16 protein-coding genes are annotated in these 16,537 nt (G+C 65.6%); 5 read left to right on the top strand and 11 right to left on the bottom strand.

The features are described 5' to 3' along the window. Positions 1 to 7: 7 nt before the first annotated feature. Positions 8 to 1,132 carry a citrate synthase gene (locus MQW79_RS17005; protein WP_476585648.1) on the top strand — a complete coding sequence of 375 codons (1,125 nt, stop codon included), beginning with the start codon at positions 8 to 10 and terminating at the stop codon, positions 1,130 to 1,132. A 123-nt stretch (positions 1,133 to 1,255) separates the two neighbouring features. On the opposite strand, the gene edd is transcribed toward MQW79_RS17005, so the two are convergent. The 4 genes from edd to MQW79_RS16985 all read right to left on the bottom strand — a co-directional run bounded on the left by edd (position 1,256) and on the right by MQW79_RS16985 (position 6,506). Next, the gene (edd, locus tag MQW79_RS17000) at positions 1,256 to 3,073 is read right to left on the bottom strand and encodes a phosphogluconate dehydratase (protein ID WP_476585647.1); all 1,818 of its coding nucleotides are present in this window, start codon (positions 3,071 to 3,073) and stop codon (positions 1,256 to 1,258) included. 120 nt (positions 3,074 to 3,193) lie between these two features. After that, positions 3,194 to 3,889, bottom strand: coding sequence for a 6-phosphogluconolactonase (gene pgl / locus MQW79_RS16995; protein ID WP_476585646.1), 696 nt, complete (start codon positions 3,887 to 3,889; stop codon positions 3,194 to 3,196). Positions 3,890 to 4,067: 178 nt separating this feature from the next. Next, on the bottom strand, positions 4,068 to 5,552 hold the full coding sequence (zwf, locus tag MQW79_RS16990) for a glucose-6-phosphate dehydrogenase (RefSeq protein WP_476585645.1): 1,485 nt from the start codon (positions 5,550 to 5,552) through the stop codon (positions 4,068 to 4,070). 12 nt (positions 5,553 to 5,564) lie between these two features. After that, on the bottom strand, positions 5,565 to 6,506 hold the full coding sequence (locus MQW79_RS16985) for a glucosamine kinase nucleotide-binding domain-containing protein (protein ID WP_476585644.1): 942 nt from the start codon (positions 6,504 to 6,506) through the stop codon (positions 5,565 to 5,567). 270 nt (positions 6,507 to 6,776) lie between these two features. On the opposite strand from MQW79_RS16985, the gene cobU reads away from it, so the two are divergent. Continuing rightward, complete coding sequence (gene cobU, locus MQW79_RS16980; protein ID WP_476585643.1) at positions 6,777 to 7,313, top strand: bifunctional adenosylcobinamide kinase/adenosylcobinamide-phosphate guanylyltransferase; 537 nt, start codon at positions 6,777 to 6,779, stop codon at positions 7,311 to 7,313. A 162-nt stretch (positions 7,314 to 7,475) separates the two neighbouring features. Here cobU and cbiB read toward each other — a convergent pair whose 3' ends face one another. The 4 genes from cbiB to cobA all read right to left on the bottom strand — a co-directional run bounded on the left by cbiB (position 7,476) and on the right by cobA (position 12,515). Then, a complete protein-coding gene (gene cbiB / locus MQW79_RS16975; RefSeq protein WP_476585642.1) occupies positions 7,476 to 8,438 on the bottom strand; it encodes an adenosylcobinamide-phosphate synthase CbiB in 963 nt (320 codons plus the stop codon). Between the two features lie 3 nt (positions 8,439 to 8,441). Beyond that, complete coding sequence (locus tag MQW79_RS16970; RefSeq protein WP_476585641.1) at positions 8,442 to 9,899, bottom strand: cobyric acid synthase; 1,458 nt, start codon at positions 9,897 to 9,899, stop codon at positions 8,442 to 8,444. A 372-nt stretch (positions 9,900 to 10,271) separates the two neighbouring features. Next, positions 10,272 to 11,567, bottom strand: coding sequence for a cobyrinate a,c-diamide synthase (locus MQW79_RS16965; protein WP_476585640.1), 1,296 nt, complete (start codon positions 11,565 to 11,567; stop codon positions 10,272 to 10,274). Positions 11,568 to 11,702: 135 nt separating this feature from the next. After that, positions 11,703 to 12,515 (bottom strand): uroporphyrinogen-III C-methyltransferase, encoded by an 813-nt coding sequence (cobA, locus tag MQW79_RS16960; RefSeq protein ID WP_476585639.1) that lies wholly within the window; start codon positions 12,513 to 12,515, stop codon positions 11,703 to 11,705. Positions 12,516 to 12,733: 218 nt separating this feature from the next. Here cobA and MQW79_RS16955 point away from each other — a divergent pair, with 218 nt between their 5' ends. Further along, on the top strand, positions 12,734 to 13,459 hold the full coding sequence (locus tag MQW79_RS16955; RefSeq protein ID WP_476585638.1) for a cobalt-precorrin-6A reductase: 726 nt from the start codon (positions 12,734 to 12,736) through the stop codon (positions 13,457 to 13,459). Here the strand turns inward: MQW79_RS16955 and MQW79_RS16950 are convergent. After that, positions 13,390 to 13,857 (bottom strand): cobalamin biosynthesis protein, encoded by a 468-nt coding sequence (locus MQW79_RS16950; RefSeq protein WP_476585637.1) that lies wholly within the window; start codon positions 13,855 to 13,857, stop codon positions 13,390 to 13,392. The two genes, MQW79_RS16955 and MQW79_RS16950, sit on opposite strands and share 70 nt — an antisense overlap. A gap of 293 nt (positions 13,858 to 14,150) precedes the next feature. Between MQW79_RS16950 and MQW79_RS16945 the strand changes: the two genes are divergently transcribed. Then, positions 14,151 to 15,047 (top strand): cation diffusion facilitator family transporter, encoded by an 897-nt coding sequence (locus MQW79_RS16945; RefSeq protein WP_476585636.1) that lies wholly within the window; start codon positions 14,151 to 14,153, stop codon positions 15,045 to 15,047. A 123-nt stretch (positions 15,048 to 15,170) separates the two neighbouring features. Next, a complete protein-coding gene (locus MQW79_RS16940) occupies positions 15,171 to 15,647 on the top strand; it encodes a hypothetical protein (RefSeq protein ID WP_476585635.1) in 477 nt (158 codons plus the stop codon). Here the strand turns inward: MQW79_RS16940 and MQW79_RS16935 are convergent. Continuing rightward, positions 15,644 to 15,829 (bottom strand): hypothetical protein, encoded by a 186-nt coding sequence (locus MQW79_RS16935; protein WP_476585634.1) that lies wholly within the window; start codon positions 15,827 to 15,829, stop codon positions 15,644 to 15,646. The genes MQW79_RS16940 and MQW79_RS16935 overlap by 4 nt on opposite strands. Positions 15,830 to 15,913: 84 nt before the next feature. After that, a complete protein-coding gene (gene cobO, locus MQW79_RS16930; RefSeq protein WP_476588257.1) occupies positions 15,914 to 16,522 on the bottom strand; it encodes a cob(I)yrinic acid a,c-diamide adenosyltransferase in 609 nt (202 codons plus the stop codon). Positions 16,523 to 16,537 lie beyond the last annotated feature (15 nt).

Below are 16,537 nucleotides of genomic sequence, written 5' to 3'. Positions count from 1 at the left end.
GGCAGGGATGAGCTGGCTGACATCAGAGGAAGCGCTGGCCCGGCTGGGGACCAAGCCGCAAACGCTCTACGCCAATGTCAGCCGCGGACGGATCACCGCGCGGCCGGACCCGGATGATCCGCGCAAGAGCCTCTATCGACAGGACGACGTGGAGCGCCTGGCGGGACGGCAACAGGGACGGCGGCCGGCGCGCACGGTGGCGGCGGAGAGCATCGCCTGGGGCGAGCCGGTGCTGGAGACCAGCATTGCCACGGTGGTGGACGGACGGCTGCTGTATCGCGGGCAGGATGCGGTGGCGCTGGCCGAGACGGCGACGCTCGGGGCCGTGGCGCGGCTGCTCTGGGGATCGCCAGGGGAGATCGACTTTGCAGGCCGCGCCCGCGCCCTGACGCCCGGCATGGCGGCGGCTTATCGAGCGGTGGCGGAACTGGCGGCGACGGACATGCCGGCCGCCGGCCGCAATCGCTCCATTCTGCTGGTGGATGCCGCGCGGACCGTGTCGTTTCTCGCCGGGGCCCTGGCGGCACCCGGCACGATGCCGGTGCATGAACGGCTGGCGCGGCAATGGGGGCGGCCCGAGGCGGCCGACCCGATCCGGCGGGCGCTGGTGCTGCTGGCGGAACACGAGCTCAATGCCTCGACCTTTGCGGCGCGGGTGACGGCGTCCACGGGCGCGCCGCTTTCGGCAGCGGTGCTGGCGGGGCTCGCCGCGCTCAGCGGACCGCTGCATGGGACGGCCAGCCAGAGTATCGTCGGTCTGGTGGAGGCTGCGCGGCGACAGGGCGTGGCCGCAGCCATCGGCGCGCATCTGCGGCAGGGCAGCGCCCTGCCCTGTTTCGGGCATCGGCTCTATCCGGATGGCGACATACGCGCCGGGGCGCTGATGGCGGCGTTCACCTTGCCACCGGTGTTTGCGGAGCTGGCCGAAGCGGGAGAGCGCCTCAGCGGGGAGAAGCCCAATATCGACTTCGCGCTGTCGGCGCTGACGGCGGCCTATGACCTGCCCGACGACGCGCCGCTGCAGATTTTCGCGCTGGCCCGGTCAGTGGGCTGGATCGCTCACGCGCTGGAGCAGATCGAGACCGGGGCGCTGATCAGGCCGAGGGCGCGGTATATCGGGGTGACGAGCTAGAGGCGGGAAGAAAGATGGATTGCCCGGTCAAGCCGGGCAATGACGGAGAGTTCGACAGTTTCGTGGTGAGCTGGGTGGCCCTCGGGTCAGGCCCGAGGGCGGAACTGTTTGGGAACGGGTTCTCTAGCCAAACACACTCGCGCCCTTGTCGGCGACGCCGACGAGGTGGCGGAAGCCTTCGAAGAGTTCGCGGCCCATGCCGAAATGCTGGGAACGCAGGTCTTCGGTGGCGGGGGTGCGGGAGAAGAATTCCTTCTCGTCGCCCAGGAAGGTCAGCGTGCCCTCATTGGCGTCGAGGCGGATGAGATCACCGTCGCGGATCTTGCTGATGGGACCGCCATCGACGGCTTCCGGGGTCATGTGGATGGCCGCCGGGACCTTGCCCGAAGCGCCGGACATGCGCCCGTCGGTGACCAGAGCCACCTTGAAGCCACGGTTCTGAAGGACGGTGAGCGGCGGCGTGAGGTTGTGCAGCTCGGGCATGCCGAGTGCCTTGGGGCCGGAGAAGCGGACCACGGCGATCATGTCGCCATCGAGTTCGCCGGCCTTGAAGGCGCGCTGCAGCCCTTCCTGGCCGTGGAAGACGCGGGCACGCGCCTCGACGACGCGGTGCTCTTCCTTGACGGCAGAGACCTTGATGACCGAGCGGCCGAGATTACCGGAAAGAAGCTTGAGACCACCCGTCTGCTGGAAGGGTTCCTTGATGCCCGTAAGAACCTTGGGCAGCGCGCTTTCCTCGGGCGAGGGCTCGAAGGCGAGCCCGCCCTCTTCGCCGAGCTTGGCCTCGACGGTGTAGCCAGACAGACCCGTGCCCCAGACGGTCTTGACATCCTCATGCAGGTAACCGCCAGCCAGCAGCTCCTTGATCAGGTAGCCCATGCCGCCGGCGGCGTGGAAATGGTTCACGTCGGCGACGCCATTGGGATAGACGCGGGCCAGGAGCGGGGTGGCGTCGGAAAGGTCGCTCATGTCATCCCAGGTGATCTGGATGCCGGCAGCCGCGGCCATGGCGATGAGATGCATGGTGTGGTTGGTCGAGCCACCGGTGGCATGCAGGCCTACGAGGCCGTTGACGAAGGCTTTCTCGTCAAGGATATGGCCGATCGGCGTATAATTGTTGCCAAGGCTGGTGAGCGAGAGCGCGCGACGGGTGGCCTCGCGGGTCAGCGCATCGCGCAGGGGCGTGCCGGGATTGACGAAGCTGGCGCCGGGCAGGTGCAGGCCCATGATTTCCATGAGCATCTGGTTGGAATTGGCGGTGCCATAGAAGGTGCAGGTCCCGGCCGAGTGATAGGACTTGCTTTCGGCTTCGAGCAGTTCCGCACGGCCGACCTTGCCCTCGGCATAGAGCTGGCGAACTTTGGACTTTTCGTCATTGGGGATGCCCGAGGGCATGGGCCCTGCCGGGATGAAGACCGCGGGGAGATGCCCGAAGGCGAGGGCGCCGATGACGAGGCCGGGGACGATCTTGTCGCAGATGCCGAGATAGACGGCGGCATCGAACATGTTGTGGCTGAGGGCAATGGCCGTCGACATGGCGATGACGTCACGACTGAACAGGCTCAGATCCATGCCCGGCTGGCCCTGGGTGACGCCGTCGCACATGGCCGGCACACCGCCCGCCACCTGCGCCGTGGCGCCGATCTCGCGAGCCGCTTCCTTGATGATGTCAGGATAGAACTGGTAGGGCTGATGGGCGCTCAGCATGTCATTGTAGCTGGTGACGATGCCGAGATTGAGCGCCTTGTTGCCGGCAATGGCCGCCTTCTCCGAAGGGGAACAGGCGGCAAAGCCGTGGGCCAGGTTGCCGCAGGAGAGGGCCGCACGATAGACGCCCGCCTCGCGCGCGGCATCGATGCGGTTGAGATAGTCCCGGCGCGTGTCGCGGCTGCGCGCAGCAATGCGGTCGGTCACGTCCTGTATGGCCTGGCGGACGGTCATGGCAGTCTCCAATGCTAGAGCAAGGGCGCGCCAAAGGGGGGCCGCTGGCGCGGAGACCTTGCATCGATATAGGTGCCAGTCAGCGGCCAGTTCGGTCGATTGGGGACCGAACCAGGGGCTTTATGGGCACCAGTAAACTGTGACCGGCGCGCCCGAGCGCAGCACGGCACGAATGGGCATGTCCTCGACCGGACCCTCGCCCAGCGCCGCATCGAGCACATTGGCCTTTTCGTCGCCTTCGATGTGAAGGTAAAGGCCATCGGTTTCAAGCAGGCGCGGCAGGGTGAAGGTTATGCGCGGCTCGCCCGCGCCGGGGGCGCGGATGGCGAGCGTCGGACCCGGATCGCTGAGCGCCGCGGCAAGCGTGTCGCCACCGGGGAAGAACGAGGCCGTATGCCCATCATTGCCCATGCCGAGAATAACGGCAGCGAAAGGCTGCGGCAGGTCGGCCATGAGTGCATTGGTCCTGGCGACGGCTTCGGCCGTCGGTTCGTCGCCGCCGGAATAGAGCGGAAAGAAGCGGGCCACGGCGGCCGGGCCCTGCAGCATCTTCTCATTGACCAGCAGCGCGTTGGAGCGGTCATTGGTCTCGTCCACCCAGCGTTCGTCGACGAGGGTGACCACGACTTTTTCCCAGTCGATGGACCTGGTCTTGCCCAAAGCGGCGAAGAACTTGCCCGGGGTCGACCCGCCGCTGACGGCAATGGACGCCGAACCGCGCTCGGCAATGGCGGCATTGATGCGCTCGGCAACGGCCTCGGCGAGTTCCCTGGCGAGGGTCGGCTTGTCGGCAAAGCTGCGGCGGTCGAGGGTCATGGCGTGGACTTCCAGCTATGGTACGGCGGGCAGGAACCCCCACCTAGCCTCCCCCTGAAGGAGGGGGAGGGATTGATCGAGTGGGCGGCGAACGTTGTGCACCACAGTTGCGCCCCTCCCCCTGTCAGGGGCAGGCTGGGTGGGGGTACCACCGGCGCCGTTGTGTGCATGTCGTCCATCACGTATTGCTGCCCTCGTACCAGGTGCGGCCGTCGCGTTCGATGAGGGCGACGGCGCCGGAGGGACCCCAGGTGCCGGCGGTGTAGGTCTGGGGCGGTTCGGAGGCGCGGTCCCAGGCGTCGCGGATCGGATCGACCCAGCGCCAGGCGGCCTCGAGTTCGTCGCGGCGCATGAAGAGGGTCTGGTTGCCGCGTATCACGTCGAGCAGCAGGCGTTCATAGGCTTCGGGCGTGCGCTCGGAGAAGGTTTCGGCGAAGGAGAGGTTGAGCGGCACTTCGCGCAGGCGCATGCCGCCGGGACCGGGATCCTTGATCATCATCATGAGCTTGACGCCCTCGTCGGGCTGCAGGCGGATGATGAGCTTGTTGGCCTTGGGCGCGCCTTCGGCGTGATCGAAGATCGAATGCGGAATAGGCTTGAACTGGATGCAGATTTCCGACACGCGCTCTGCCATGCGCTTGCCGGTGCGCAGGTAGAAGGGCACGCCGGCCCAGCGCCAGTTGTCGATATGGGCCTTCAAAGCCACGAAGGTCTCGGTGCGGCTGCCCTTCTTGTCCTCGGGCAGTTCATCCTGGTAGCTCGCCACCGCGGCCGTCTCGGACTTGACGCCGCGATACTGGCCGCGCACGGTTTCCTTGGCCACTTCGCCATTGGTGATGGGGCGGAGGGCGCGCAGCACCTTGAGCTTCTCGTCGCGCAGGGCATTGGCGTCGTCGCTGGCTGGCGGCTCCATGGCCACAAGGCAGAGCAGCTGCAGCATGTGGTTCTGGATCATGTCCCTGAGGGCGCCGCTCTCGTCATAATAGCCCCGGGTGCCGGCACCGACGCTTTCGGCCACGGTCAGCTGCACGTGATCGATATGGGCCGAATTCCAGATGGGCTCGAACAGCGTATTGGCAAAGCGCAGGGCCAGAAGGTTCTGCACCGTCTCTTTGCCGAGATAGTGGTCGATGCGGTAAACCTGATCTTCCTTGAATATCTTGGCGACGCCGTCATTGATCTCGATGGACGAGGCGAGGTCGTGGCCAAGCGGCTTCTCGATGACGACGCGGGCGTCGCGACGATAGAGCTTCTTGGTTTCGAGATATTCGGCGATGGGCTCGAACAGATCGGGCGCCACGGCCAGGTAGAAGGCTCGGACAACCTTGGGATCGTCGCGCAGGGCCTTGCCCAGATCGCCAGACTCATCGGGCTTGGACGCATCGACCGGCACATAGGTGCAGATCTTGACGAAGCGCGCGATGGTGGCCTCGTCCTGATATTCCTTTTCGACGAACTGGGTGATCGCCTCGCCCACCGAATTCTGGAAATCAGCCTCGGAGAGCTTGGAGCGGGAGGCACCGATGATGCGGCTCTGCTCGTCGAACTGGCCATCCTTGAAGCGGTGATAGAGCGCCGGGATCAGCTTGCGCTTGGTCAGATCACCGGTGGCGCCAAACACCACATAGTCGAAGGGCTGGACGGGAATGATACGGCTGGACACGAGCGGGGTCCCTTAGTTTGACGCGAAATTCTGACGGGCGAGGATGACCGCGCCGTGCAGGGGTTCGAATTTGGGCAGGGCGACGAAATCGCCGTAATGCTGCTGCAGGCGCGGATAGAGGCGTTGCCCCAGCCCGCCGACAATGGCCATGACCGCGGCGCCGTGCGATTTGAACCAGCGCACATAGGTGTCGATATAGCCCAGCTGGATGTCGAGGAGCTTGAGCGCCACCGGATCGTTCTGTTCGAGATAGTCGAACCAGAGCGGCATGAGCTTGCCATATTCGCCCGGGGCGCGGCCGATCAGGGCGTCGTCGCAGCCCTCGCTGCCGTCGTCGCTGAGAAGTTTCAGGTCCATTTCCGTGGCGAAGGACCAGGTCATGATGCCCTGGTTGTCGCCGCCCAGCGCCTTGGCCACGGCCCTGGTGAGGGGCGAGCCTTCGACAAGCCCGTCTTCGGCCTCGACCGTGTAGCGGGCCAGCTCGCGGCCGAGGATGGCGCCACTCATCTGGTCGCCGATATGGAAGCCCCAGCCACCGGCCTGGTAGCGCGTGCCGCCGACAATGGACATGGCGGCCGAGCCGGTGCCGATGATGACCACGCCACCTTCACCGCCGCCCAGGGCGCCGGCATGGGCAATGTCGATATCGTCATAGACTTTCACGCCGGCAAACGGCCAGTCGCGCGCTGCGAACTCGGCGCGGGCCGAATCCATGCGTCCACCGGCCATGCCGAAGCAGGCATAGGTATTGCCAGCCTCGGCAAAATCCACGCCGGCGGCCCTGAACACGTCGCGCGCGCCATCGGTGATCGCCTTGTAGGCGGGGTCGCCGCCGTCGATCTGCAGATTGGAGCGGCCGTTCTTGACCTCTGCCAGCGTTTCGAGATTCTCGTTGGCCAGGCGCACGCGGCAATTGGTGCCACCACCATCAACGCCAAGGTAATATCGCGGCACGAAAGGCAACTCCGTCGATGGAAGGGATGGAAACGGCAGGGGACCCTGCGGCGCATCCCAGACTAGGGGGTCATTTCGGCGCGGACCATAATGCGAAAGGCGCTAAGACGAAAGTAGTAGGCCCAAGAAAATGCAGGGCCAAGCGCAGCTTTTGCATCGCTTGCATGCATCGGGGGCAAAGAGGTGGAACGGCTTGCCCCACGGCCCCGTTTGAGACCAAGCTGGGGGCATGAGGGCGGGCAGCGGCGCGACCGATAAAGGAAATGCACCATGACACGACATTGTCTGGTTCTGGGCGGCGCACGCTCAGGCAAGACGGGCTTTGCCGAGAGGCTGACCTTGCGGAGCGGCGCGCGCCCGGCCTATCTCGCCACGGCCAATATGCTCGACGAGGAAATGCGTGACCGGGTGCGCAGCCATCAGGCCAGCCGCGGCGGTCGCTTCACCACGATTGAGGAACCAACGGACCTGCCCCAGGCCATTATCAAGGCGGGTGCCGATCATGACGCCATCCTGGTCGATTGCCTGACCCTGTGGATCACCAATCTGCTGATCGCCAATGAGGATGTTGCGACCGCGGTGAGCGAGTTGTGCGCCACCCTGGTCGAATTCAAGGCCGCCAAGGTGATTCTGGTCAGCAACGAGGTGGGGCTGGGCATCGTGCCCGACAATGCCATGGCCCGCACGTTTCGCGACCTTGCCGGCTCCGCGCATCAGCGGCTGGCCGAGATTTGCGACGATGTCTATTTCGTCGCTGCCGGGCTGCCGCTGACCATGAAGGGCGAGCAGCCGGGCATGGTGAGTTGAGGCTCGGGATCGGTCTGGCGTGACATCGAAACACACTCTGTGCCGCCCTCGGACTTGATCCGAGGGCCTTTTACGGCCTGCGCTGTCGTGGCGAGTGGCCCTCGGGTCAAGCCCGAGGGCGGTGCGGTGGGGATTGGCAGCGCCGTGCCCGAATTGGCTTATCTAGCTCACCAGCATCACCAAAGCGATGAAGACGCTGAGGGCCAGGAGGACGTTGAGCGTGCGGCGATAGAGCAGCACGGACAGCATGATGTCACTGGGGCCAAGGCCGGGCTTGCCGTCCCCGAAGGATGGCAGATCGACCAATTCTCCATCGTAGGAGCGCGGGCCGCCGAGGCGGAAATTGAGCGCGCCGGCAAAGGACGCTTCGGGCCAGCCGGCATTGGGCGAATCATGCTTGGGCGCATCGCGGCGGGCTGTGGCCCAAGCCTTGCCGGGGCTGGCACCGGGCACGAAGAAGCAGGCGGCAGTTATGAGCACGGCGCTGAGGCGTGCCGGGATCCAGTTGAGCACATCATCGAGTTTTGCCGCCGACCAGCCATAGTCGCGATAGCGGTGATCCCTATGACCGATCATGCTGTCGGCGGTGTTGACGGCCTTGTAGAGCGCGATTCCGGGGAGGCCGAAGAGAAGCAGGAAGAACCACGGCGCAACGACACCGTCGGACGTGCTTTCCGCCAGGGTTTCGATGGCGGCGCGGGCGACGCCGGCTTGATCGAGCGTCTGCGGGTCACGTCCGACCACGTGGCTCACCGCTTCGCGGCCAGCAGCGAGAGATTCCCGCAGCGCATCAGCCACCGCAGTGACAGCGCGGCTCAGTTCCTTCTGCGCGAGAAAGGCGGTGGCCAGCAGCATTTCCACGAGCCAGCCCAGCGGCACCCATGACAGGACGGTACGAATGCCCACCGTCACGACCAGCACGGCGAGCAGCAGCAGGCCGAGGGCGACCATGCCTGCCAGACGCCGCTGGTCGGCGCTGCGATCGGGCGTGTTGAGGCGGGTTTCGCAGAAGCTGATCAGCTTGCCGAACCACATGACCGGATGGCCGATGGTATCCACGAGCCTTTGCGGGTACCCGACCTGTCGTTCGACGGCGAGGGCCAGGGGAGAAATCAGCGGGTCCACGGGTCAGGTCTCCAGCGTATGAGCGAGGCCGAGCAGGCGGTCGATATCGATATGGGCTTCGAGATGGTTCGCCAAGCCATCCAATGCAAGTTCGATCCCGGCCTCGAAGGCGAGATCGGGGCTGGCGGCACTGCCGAGAAAGGCGCGACGGAAGCCATCGGCGGAGAAAAGGCCGTGGAGATAGGTGCCGATGACGCGGCCATTGGCACTGATGGCGCCTTCCGGGGCGTCGCCGACCTTGGCGAAGGGGCGGGCCGTGTCGGGGCCAGAGGTGACGCCCATATGCATGTGATAGCCGCTGAGCGCTTCGCCCGAGGCGAGGTGGGTAGCGGTTTCGAGGCGCAGTTGCTTTGTGGGGGCGAGGACAGTGTCGACATCGATCAGGCCGAGACCGAGGCTGGTTCCGGAAGCGCCCTCGACGCCGTCGGGATCGGAGATGGTTTTGCCCAGCATCTGGTAGCCGCCGCAGATGCCGAGGACGCGGCCACCGGCGCGGTGATGGGCCGATATATCGATATCCCAGCCATTGGCGCGCAGGGCCGCAAGGTCGGCGCGGGTGGCCTTGGAGCCGGGGAGCAGGACGAGATCGGCATTGCGGGGAATGGCTTCGCCCGGTTGCACCAGCGTCAGCCGAACACCGGGTTCGGCACGCAGGGGATCGAGATCGTCGAAATTGGCGATGCGCGGCAGGCGCGGCACGGCAATGTGGAAGGCGCCCTGCCCCGCCGCAAAATCCTCCAGCGCCAGGGCGTCCTCGGCCGGGAGTTTTGCGGCATCGGCGAAGTGCGGCACGGGGCCCATGCAGGGCATGCCCATGCGGGTTTCGAGGAAGGTTTTTCCGGAGGCGAAGAGCGCCGGATCACCGAAGAAGCGGTTGACGAGACTGGCGCGAACCAGTGCGGCGTCGGCGGGATCGATTACTGCCATGGTGCCGACCAGGGAGGCGATGACGCCGCCGCGGTGTATGTCACCAATGAGCACGACCGGGACATTGGCGGCGCGGGCAAAGCCGAAATTGGCGATGTCGCCCTTGCGCAGATTGACCTCGGAAGCGCTGCCGGCGCCCTCGACGAGGATGACATCGGCGGTGGCCGCCAATTCATGGAAGGCAGCGAGCACTTCGGGCAGCAGTTGGGCGCGGTCGGCCCAATACTGGCGGGCCGAAAGGCTGGCGCGGCGCTGGCCGCGGACCACGACCTGCGAACCGGTTTCGCCCTCGGGTTTCAGCAGCACCGGGTTCATCGCAGTGATCGGATCGCGGCGGGCGGCGCGGGCCTGCAGCGCCTGGGCGCGGCCGATCTCGCCGCCATCAGCGGCGACGGCGGCATTGTTGCTCATGTTCTGCGGCTTGAAGGGGGCGACGGACAGGCCGCGATTGCTCAGCGCCCGGCAGAGGCCGGCGACGATGAGGGACTTTCCGACATCGGAGCCGGTGCCCATGAACATGATGGCTTTGGTCATGGAGCACCCCGCCATTCGCGCATAGCGCTCATGGCCTTCTTGCCTCCAATCGCGCCACCGGCGCGACTGGCCCTGCGGGACGGCGCGAAGCCCATGAACATGATGGCTTTGGTCATGGAGCACCCCGCCATTCGCGCATAGCGCTCATGGCCTTCTTGCCTCCAATCGCGCCACCGGCGCGATTGGCCCTGCGGGACGGCGCGAAGCTCATGAACATGATGGCTTTGGTCATGTGACGCAGATGTCCCCACTCATCGTCATTGCCGGGCTTGTCCGGGCAATCCAGTTTGTCATGGCATCGCATGGACCACCGGGACAAGCCCGGTGGTGACGATGGGGGTGGTCATTGCAAGGTCAAATGGGCACCAAGGCCTAGGCCCCCGCAATGACATGGGCGTAAGAGCCCATGACGCGGCCGAGTTGGGCGCCCATGGGCAATTGGCGGATGCCTTCGGCGTCGAGGGCTTCGAAGAGCGGTGGCAAGCCGGTCTGCCTGGCCGAGGAATAGTGGAATTCGTGGCCGTTGAGGCCGGCGGGCCAGGGCAGAGCGCTTTCATGCAGAAGACGGCGATAGCCGAGGACGCGCTTGGGGCGGTCGATGCGCGTAGTCACAGGCAGGAGGCCGGGCATGGCGTGGCTAGCGCCGGATTTGTCGACCAGCGCCTCGCCCAGGACCATGAAGCCCCCGCACTCGCCATAGATCAGCGCATCGCGATCGCGGGCGGCGCGGAGGCCGGCATGGAACTGGGTGGCCGCTGCAAGGGCTGGGCCGTGGAGTTCTGGATAGCCGCCGGGCAGGAAGACGGCATCGGCATCAAGCGACGGCGCCTCGTTGGCCAGCGGCGAGAAGAAGGACAATTCCGCCCCGGCAGCGCGCCAGCCATCGAGCAGATGCGGGTAGAGGAAGGCAAAGGCGGCGTCGCGGGCGATGGACATGCGCTGCCCGAGGGGCGGCAGGGCCTTGGGGAGGGTGTCGGCGGAGGTGACTGGCGCGGCGAGCGTCATCAGTGCGCCGAGATCGATGAAATCGGCGACGGCTTCGGCTGCGGTGTCGAGGAAGGTTTCGAAGCTCGTCATCTCGCCGGGCAGGACGAGACCCAGATGACGTTCGGGCACGATGAGTTCGTCGCGACGCGGAATGGCGCCGAGCAGGGGAATACCGGTGGGTTTGAGGGCCGCGACCAGCATGCGCTCATGCCGGGCGCTGGCGACGCGATTGAGGATGAGGCCGGCGATGCGCACGCCGGGGCGCCAATGGGCAAAGCCGTGCACCAGCGCGGCGACAGACTGGCTCTGGCGGTCGGCATCGACGACAAAAATCACCGGCAGGCCAAGGGTTTCGGCGAGGTCGGCGGTGGAGCCCTGCCCGTCGGCGGCGGCATCGAACAGCCCCATGACGCCTTCGACGATGAGGTGATCGGCGCCGGTGGCGTGCTGGGCGGCAAGAGCCCTCACCTGTCCCGCATCCATGGCCCACGGATCGAGATTGATGGCTTCGCGCCCGGCGGCGCGGCCGAGAAAGGCCGGGTCGATATAGTCGGGCCCGGTCTTGGCGGGAGCGACGACCAGGCCCCGGCGACGCAGGGCCGCAAGGAGACCGAGGGTAACAGTGGTTTTGCCCGAGCCGGAGCGTGGGGCGGCGATGAGGAAGCCGGTGGGGGGAATCATGGCGTTCCTCCAGAGTACCCCCACCCGGCCTCCACCTGATAGGGGGAGGGGTGGACCGGTGTTGCGCAAAAATTGTTGCCCGCACGATGGGATCCTCCCCCTATCAGGGGGAGGTTGGGTGGGGGCGGCACAAGACTAGCCAAAGACATGCCTCCTGGCCTCCCCGACATACCAGTCGAGCTGGTCGCGGAAACGGGCGACGGGGCCGAGGACGACGATTGCGGGGGTGGGCACGTCGAGGGGAGCGGTGGCGGCGCCGAGGGTGGTTTCCAGCACGGACTGGCTCGGATGGGCGACATTGGACACGACGGTCAGCGCCTCGTCGTGGCCCCGGCCGGCTGCCAGCAATCGGGCGGCGATGGTGGGCAGGTGCTTGACGGCCATGAACATCACAAGGACCTGCGCCGCGCCGGCAACGGCGGGCCAATCGATGGCGCTGGGCACGGCACCGGTTTCATCGTGGCCGGTGAGGAAGAGCACCGTCTGATTGGTGTCGCGATGGGTGACCGGGAGGCCCGCATAGGCGAGGCCGCCAAGCCCCGAGGAAATGCCCGGCACGATGCGGAACGGAATGCCCGACCGGAACAGCTCGCCTGCTTCCTCGCCACCACGGCCGAACATGAAGGGTTCGCCGCCCTTGAGGCGCAGCACCTTCTTGCCCTGCCGCGCCAGCTCGATCAGGCGGATGGTGATGTCGGCCTGCCTGGGTGACGGCTTGCCGCCGCGCTTGCCGGCATGGATGCGCTCGACATGATCTGGCGCGAGTTTCAGGATTTCGGGCGAGACGAGCGCGTCGTGGACGATGACATCGGCCTCCCCCAAGGCATGGAAAGCGAGCAGGGTGAGAAGGCCCGGCCCACCAGGGCCGGCGCCGACCAGCCAGACGGAGCCGGGCAGGAAGGGCGGGAAGTCGGCGGTGGTGAGCTGGGAGAGGTGGTCGTTCGTCAAGATCGCATGCCCCCACCCTCATTCCCTCTCCACAGGGGGGAGGGAGGCGATGAACTCCGGCCTCCGCGCAACCGGCCAGAGGCCCTCGGGTCGAGCCCGAGGGCAGCCCGGTATACGCGGCGGGCGCGCTCCAAAGCCCTGTCACTGACACCTTTGTCATGGACTTGTGATGGGGCTTTGGCACAGGCAATGTGCGACACAAAAATGGGCCTCAACGCATGAAAATCCTGATCCTTGGGGGGACTGCAGACGCGCGGCAGCTGGCCAACCGGCTGGTGGCAGAGGGGCATGATGTCATCACCTCTCTGGCTGGACGGACCCAGGACCCGATCCTGCCCGAGGGCGGGTTGCGCATGGGGCCTTTCGGCGGCATCCCCGGCCTTTGCGCCTATCTGCGCGCAGCAAAAATCGAACGGCTGGTCGACGCGACACACCCCTATGCCGGGCTGATCTCGGTCAATGCCGTGGCCGCGTCCAAGGCGACAGGCGTGCCACTGGTGCGCTATATGCGCCCGCAATGGGAGCCGCAGCCGAACTGGGTGCATGTGAATTCGGTGCAGGAGGCAGCCGACGCGCTGCCGCCGGGCGCCGATGTGCTGCTCACCACCGGACATACGGGCCTGCCCATATTTCTCGAGCGCGCCGACTGCCATGTGCATGTGCGCGTGATCGAGGCGCCGGAAGCGCCATTGCCCGACCATGCCGACCTGATTGTCAGCCGCCCGCCCTATGGGATCGAGGATGAACTGGCATTGATGCGGCGTCACGGCATTACCCACCTGGTCAGCAAGAATTCGGGCGGTGGGCAGACCGCAGCCAAGCTGGAAGCGGCGCGGCAACTGGGTGTCGTGGTGATCATGATCGCGCGGCCTTTCTATGGTCCCGCGCTGGACGTGGCCAGTGTCGAGGAGGCACTGGCGGCCCTGGACCTCGACGGGGTGTAGCGCGCAAGGGCGCAGGTGCAGTTGGCGCTGCGCTGCTTTTCGAGGACGAGCGGACCAAAGGCAAGGGCCGCCGCCTCCGCCACCGAGGCGACGTCGGCAAGAACGGCCACTACCGGCGAGGGATTGGGTACGTCGCGCGTCAGGTCAGCCGGCGGCAGGGCGAGGACGGGCAGGCCGAGTGCTTCGGCGGCAGAGCGCAGCGCCGGATGGTCGCCTCTTGCATCCAAGGTCACCAGCGCGACAAGGTCGGTGCGGTCGGCGTGTATATGGGTGAGGCTGGTATCGAGCAGGGACAACACATCGGACGCGCTGGCGCGGGTGCGCAGGCCAATGCCGGCGACAAGGCCGGGGCGGTCCAAAGCTGGATGAGCGGACGGTCCGCCACGTGGATCAATCATCTTTCGCCTCGATCAATACGAGGCAGGTTCGCTCAAAAACCGGAACAGCCCCGGATTTGGTCCCGCAACTGGGTCGACCGCACCGAGCTCTCTTCAGTTCCATCAGGGGAACGCTGCGCTGAGATTGGTTCTAGGACCGGCAAAGGGCGTGGTCAATCAAAGGCTTGGCCGGGACGTGGCGGGCTGGGCCGTCAGATCGGAATGCTTCTGAAAATCGTTTGCAAATACAAGCACTTGCGGGAGCGCCGAGGCTCCGCTATGGCAGGCTCTTAACCAGGCATGGGGCGCCCGACATGGCCATCACCAACAAGACCGTCGCAATCGCGGCGTCGAGTCTCGTCGTCGGCCTCATCGTGCTCGGCCTCAAGTTCCTGGCCTGGTGGCTCACCGGTTCGGTGGCGCTCTATTCCGACGCGCTCGAGTCCATCGTCAATGTGGTGACGGCCATTGTCGCGCTCGTGGCTGTGCGGCTGGCCCAGCGCCCGGCCGATGCAGCCCTGCCCTATGGCTATCACAAAGCCGAGTATTTTTCGGCAGTCATCGTCGGTGTGATGATCATTGTCGCCGCCATCCTGATCCTGCGCGAGGCGTTCTTCGGGTTCCTCAACCCCGAAATGCCCTCGGCGCCAATCGAGGGCCTGGCGATCAGCGTCGTCGCGACGATCATCAATGTGGTGTGGGCGCAGGTGCTGATCCGACATGGCCGCAAGGCGCGCTCGCCGGCCATCGAGGCCGATGGCAAGCATCTGATGACCGATGTGGTCTCGACCATCGGCGTGCTGATCGGCCTGGCGCTGGTCTTTGCCACCGGATTTGCGCAGCTCGACGCCGTGCTGGCGGCCCTCGTGGCGCTCAATATCCTGTGGTCGGGCTGGGGCGTGATCCGCGAGAGTGTGGGAGGCCTGATGGACGTGGCCGTGCCATCAGAGACGCAGAAGACCATTCGCGAGGTCATCGCCTGCAATGCCGACGGGGCACTGGAGGCCCACGACATCCGCACGCGGCAGGCGGGCAAGATGACCTTTATCGATTTCCATCTGGTGGTGCCCGGCTCGATGAGCGTCGATGCGGCCCACGCCATTTGCGATGGGATCGAAGCCAAGCTCCGCGAGGCAGTCGAAGATGTGCAGATCACCATCCATGTGGAGCCCGAGGAAAAGGCCAAGCATTCCGGAATTGTTGTTCTGTAGGGTGGTGAGCCCCTACCCCAACCCTCCCCGCGAGGGGGAGGGAGCGACAGCGGCGCTTCAAAAACGATAGTGCAATACCCCAGCCCGCTTGCGACGCAGGGGCGTTGTGGGCACAGTTCCGGCATGTGCATTCGGCTCTATGCAATCCTCGCCCTCGTGCTTTCAGCCTCCCCTGCCCTGGCGCAGTATTGGGAGCACTATGCCAATGCGCGCTTTGGCTATGAGACCGATGTGCCGCCCGGCTTTTCGGGCCAGGGCGAAAGCGACAATGGCGACGGGCAGATCTTCTACCGGCTCGATGCAGAGCAAATGCTCACCGTCTGGGGCGGGCACTTGCTTGAGAGCTTTGAAGCGGAAGTGAGCCAGCGGCAGGAGTGGGCAGGCGTCGATGGCTGGTCGATCAGCTATCAGGCCTCAACGCCGCAATGGAGCGTGTTCTCGGGCCAGCGGGACCACCGCATCCTCTATCAGCGGATGATCGTGCTTTGCGATGGCGCCAGCTATGCCGCCTATGCTCTGGAGTACAATATCCGTGACCTGGCGCCCACCGATGCCGTGATCGACGGGCTGAACCGCTCCCTGATGGCCAGCGACTGCTAGGACGAGGCGCGCCGCGCCAGCCAGACGCCAACGAAGCCGACGATCATCAGCGCCAGGCCCATCAGGATCATCGACTGCGCCTGGCCGGGGAACACGAAACCAAAGGCTCCCAGACCAGAGAGCAGCACCCCTGCCCCGCAGATCAGCGATACCCCGCTGAGAATGGTTATGAAGATGGTCATGTGAACCTCCCTCGGGCATGAGGAAGGGTCGCGCAAATCCTGTCCCGGGACAAGTGCATGGCGTCCCACGGGCAATGAATCGTCCTAGAACTCGATGCCCTTCTGCGCCTTCACGCCGGCCCGGAAGTGATGCTTGATCTCGGTCATTTCGGTGACCAGATCGGCAATCTCGATCAACTCGTCCTTGGCATTGCGGCCCGTGACGATCACATGCTTGTCCGCCGGCTTGTGCTTGAGCGCTTCGACCACTTCCTCGATGGGCAGGTAGTCGTAGCGCAGGCAGATATTGAGTTCGTCGAGCAGCACCATGTCATAGCCAGGGTCAGCGATCAGCGCCCTGGCCTGGTCCCAGGCCTTGCGCGCGGCGGCCAGATCGCGCTGGCGGTCGGCCACGTCCCAGGTGAAGCCCTCGCCCATGGCATTGATGGTCACCTGGTCAGGGAATTTGTCGAGCACATCGCGCTCGCCGGTATTCCAGACGCCCTTGACGAACTGCACGACGCCGACGCGCATGCCATTGCCGATGGCTCGGAAGACCATGCCGAAGGCCGCCGTCGACTTGCCCTTGCCCTTGCCGGTATGGACGATGAGCAGGCCCTTTTCCTCGGTCTTGGTGGAGAGGATCTTGTCGCGCGCCGCCTTCTTCTTCTTCATCTTTTCGGCATGATAGGCATCGCGCTCGGCCTCGGTCATGAGATCGGTCTTCTT

The sequence above is a fragment of the Devosia sp. Micro-HW1 genome, from assembly GCF_056341075.1.
Note: the sequence above shows the minus strand (reverse complement) of the source record. Positions and strands in the feature narration are given on the sequence as shown.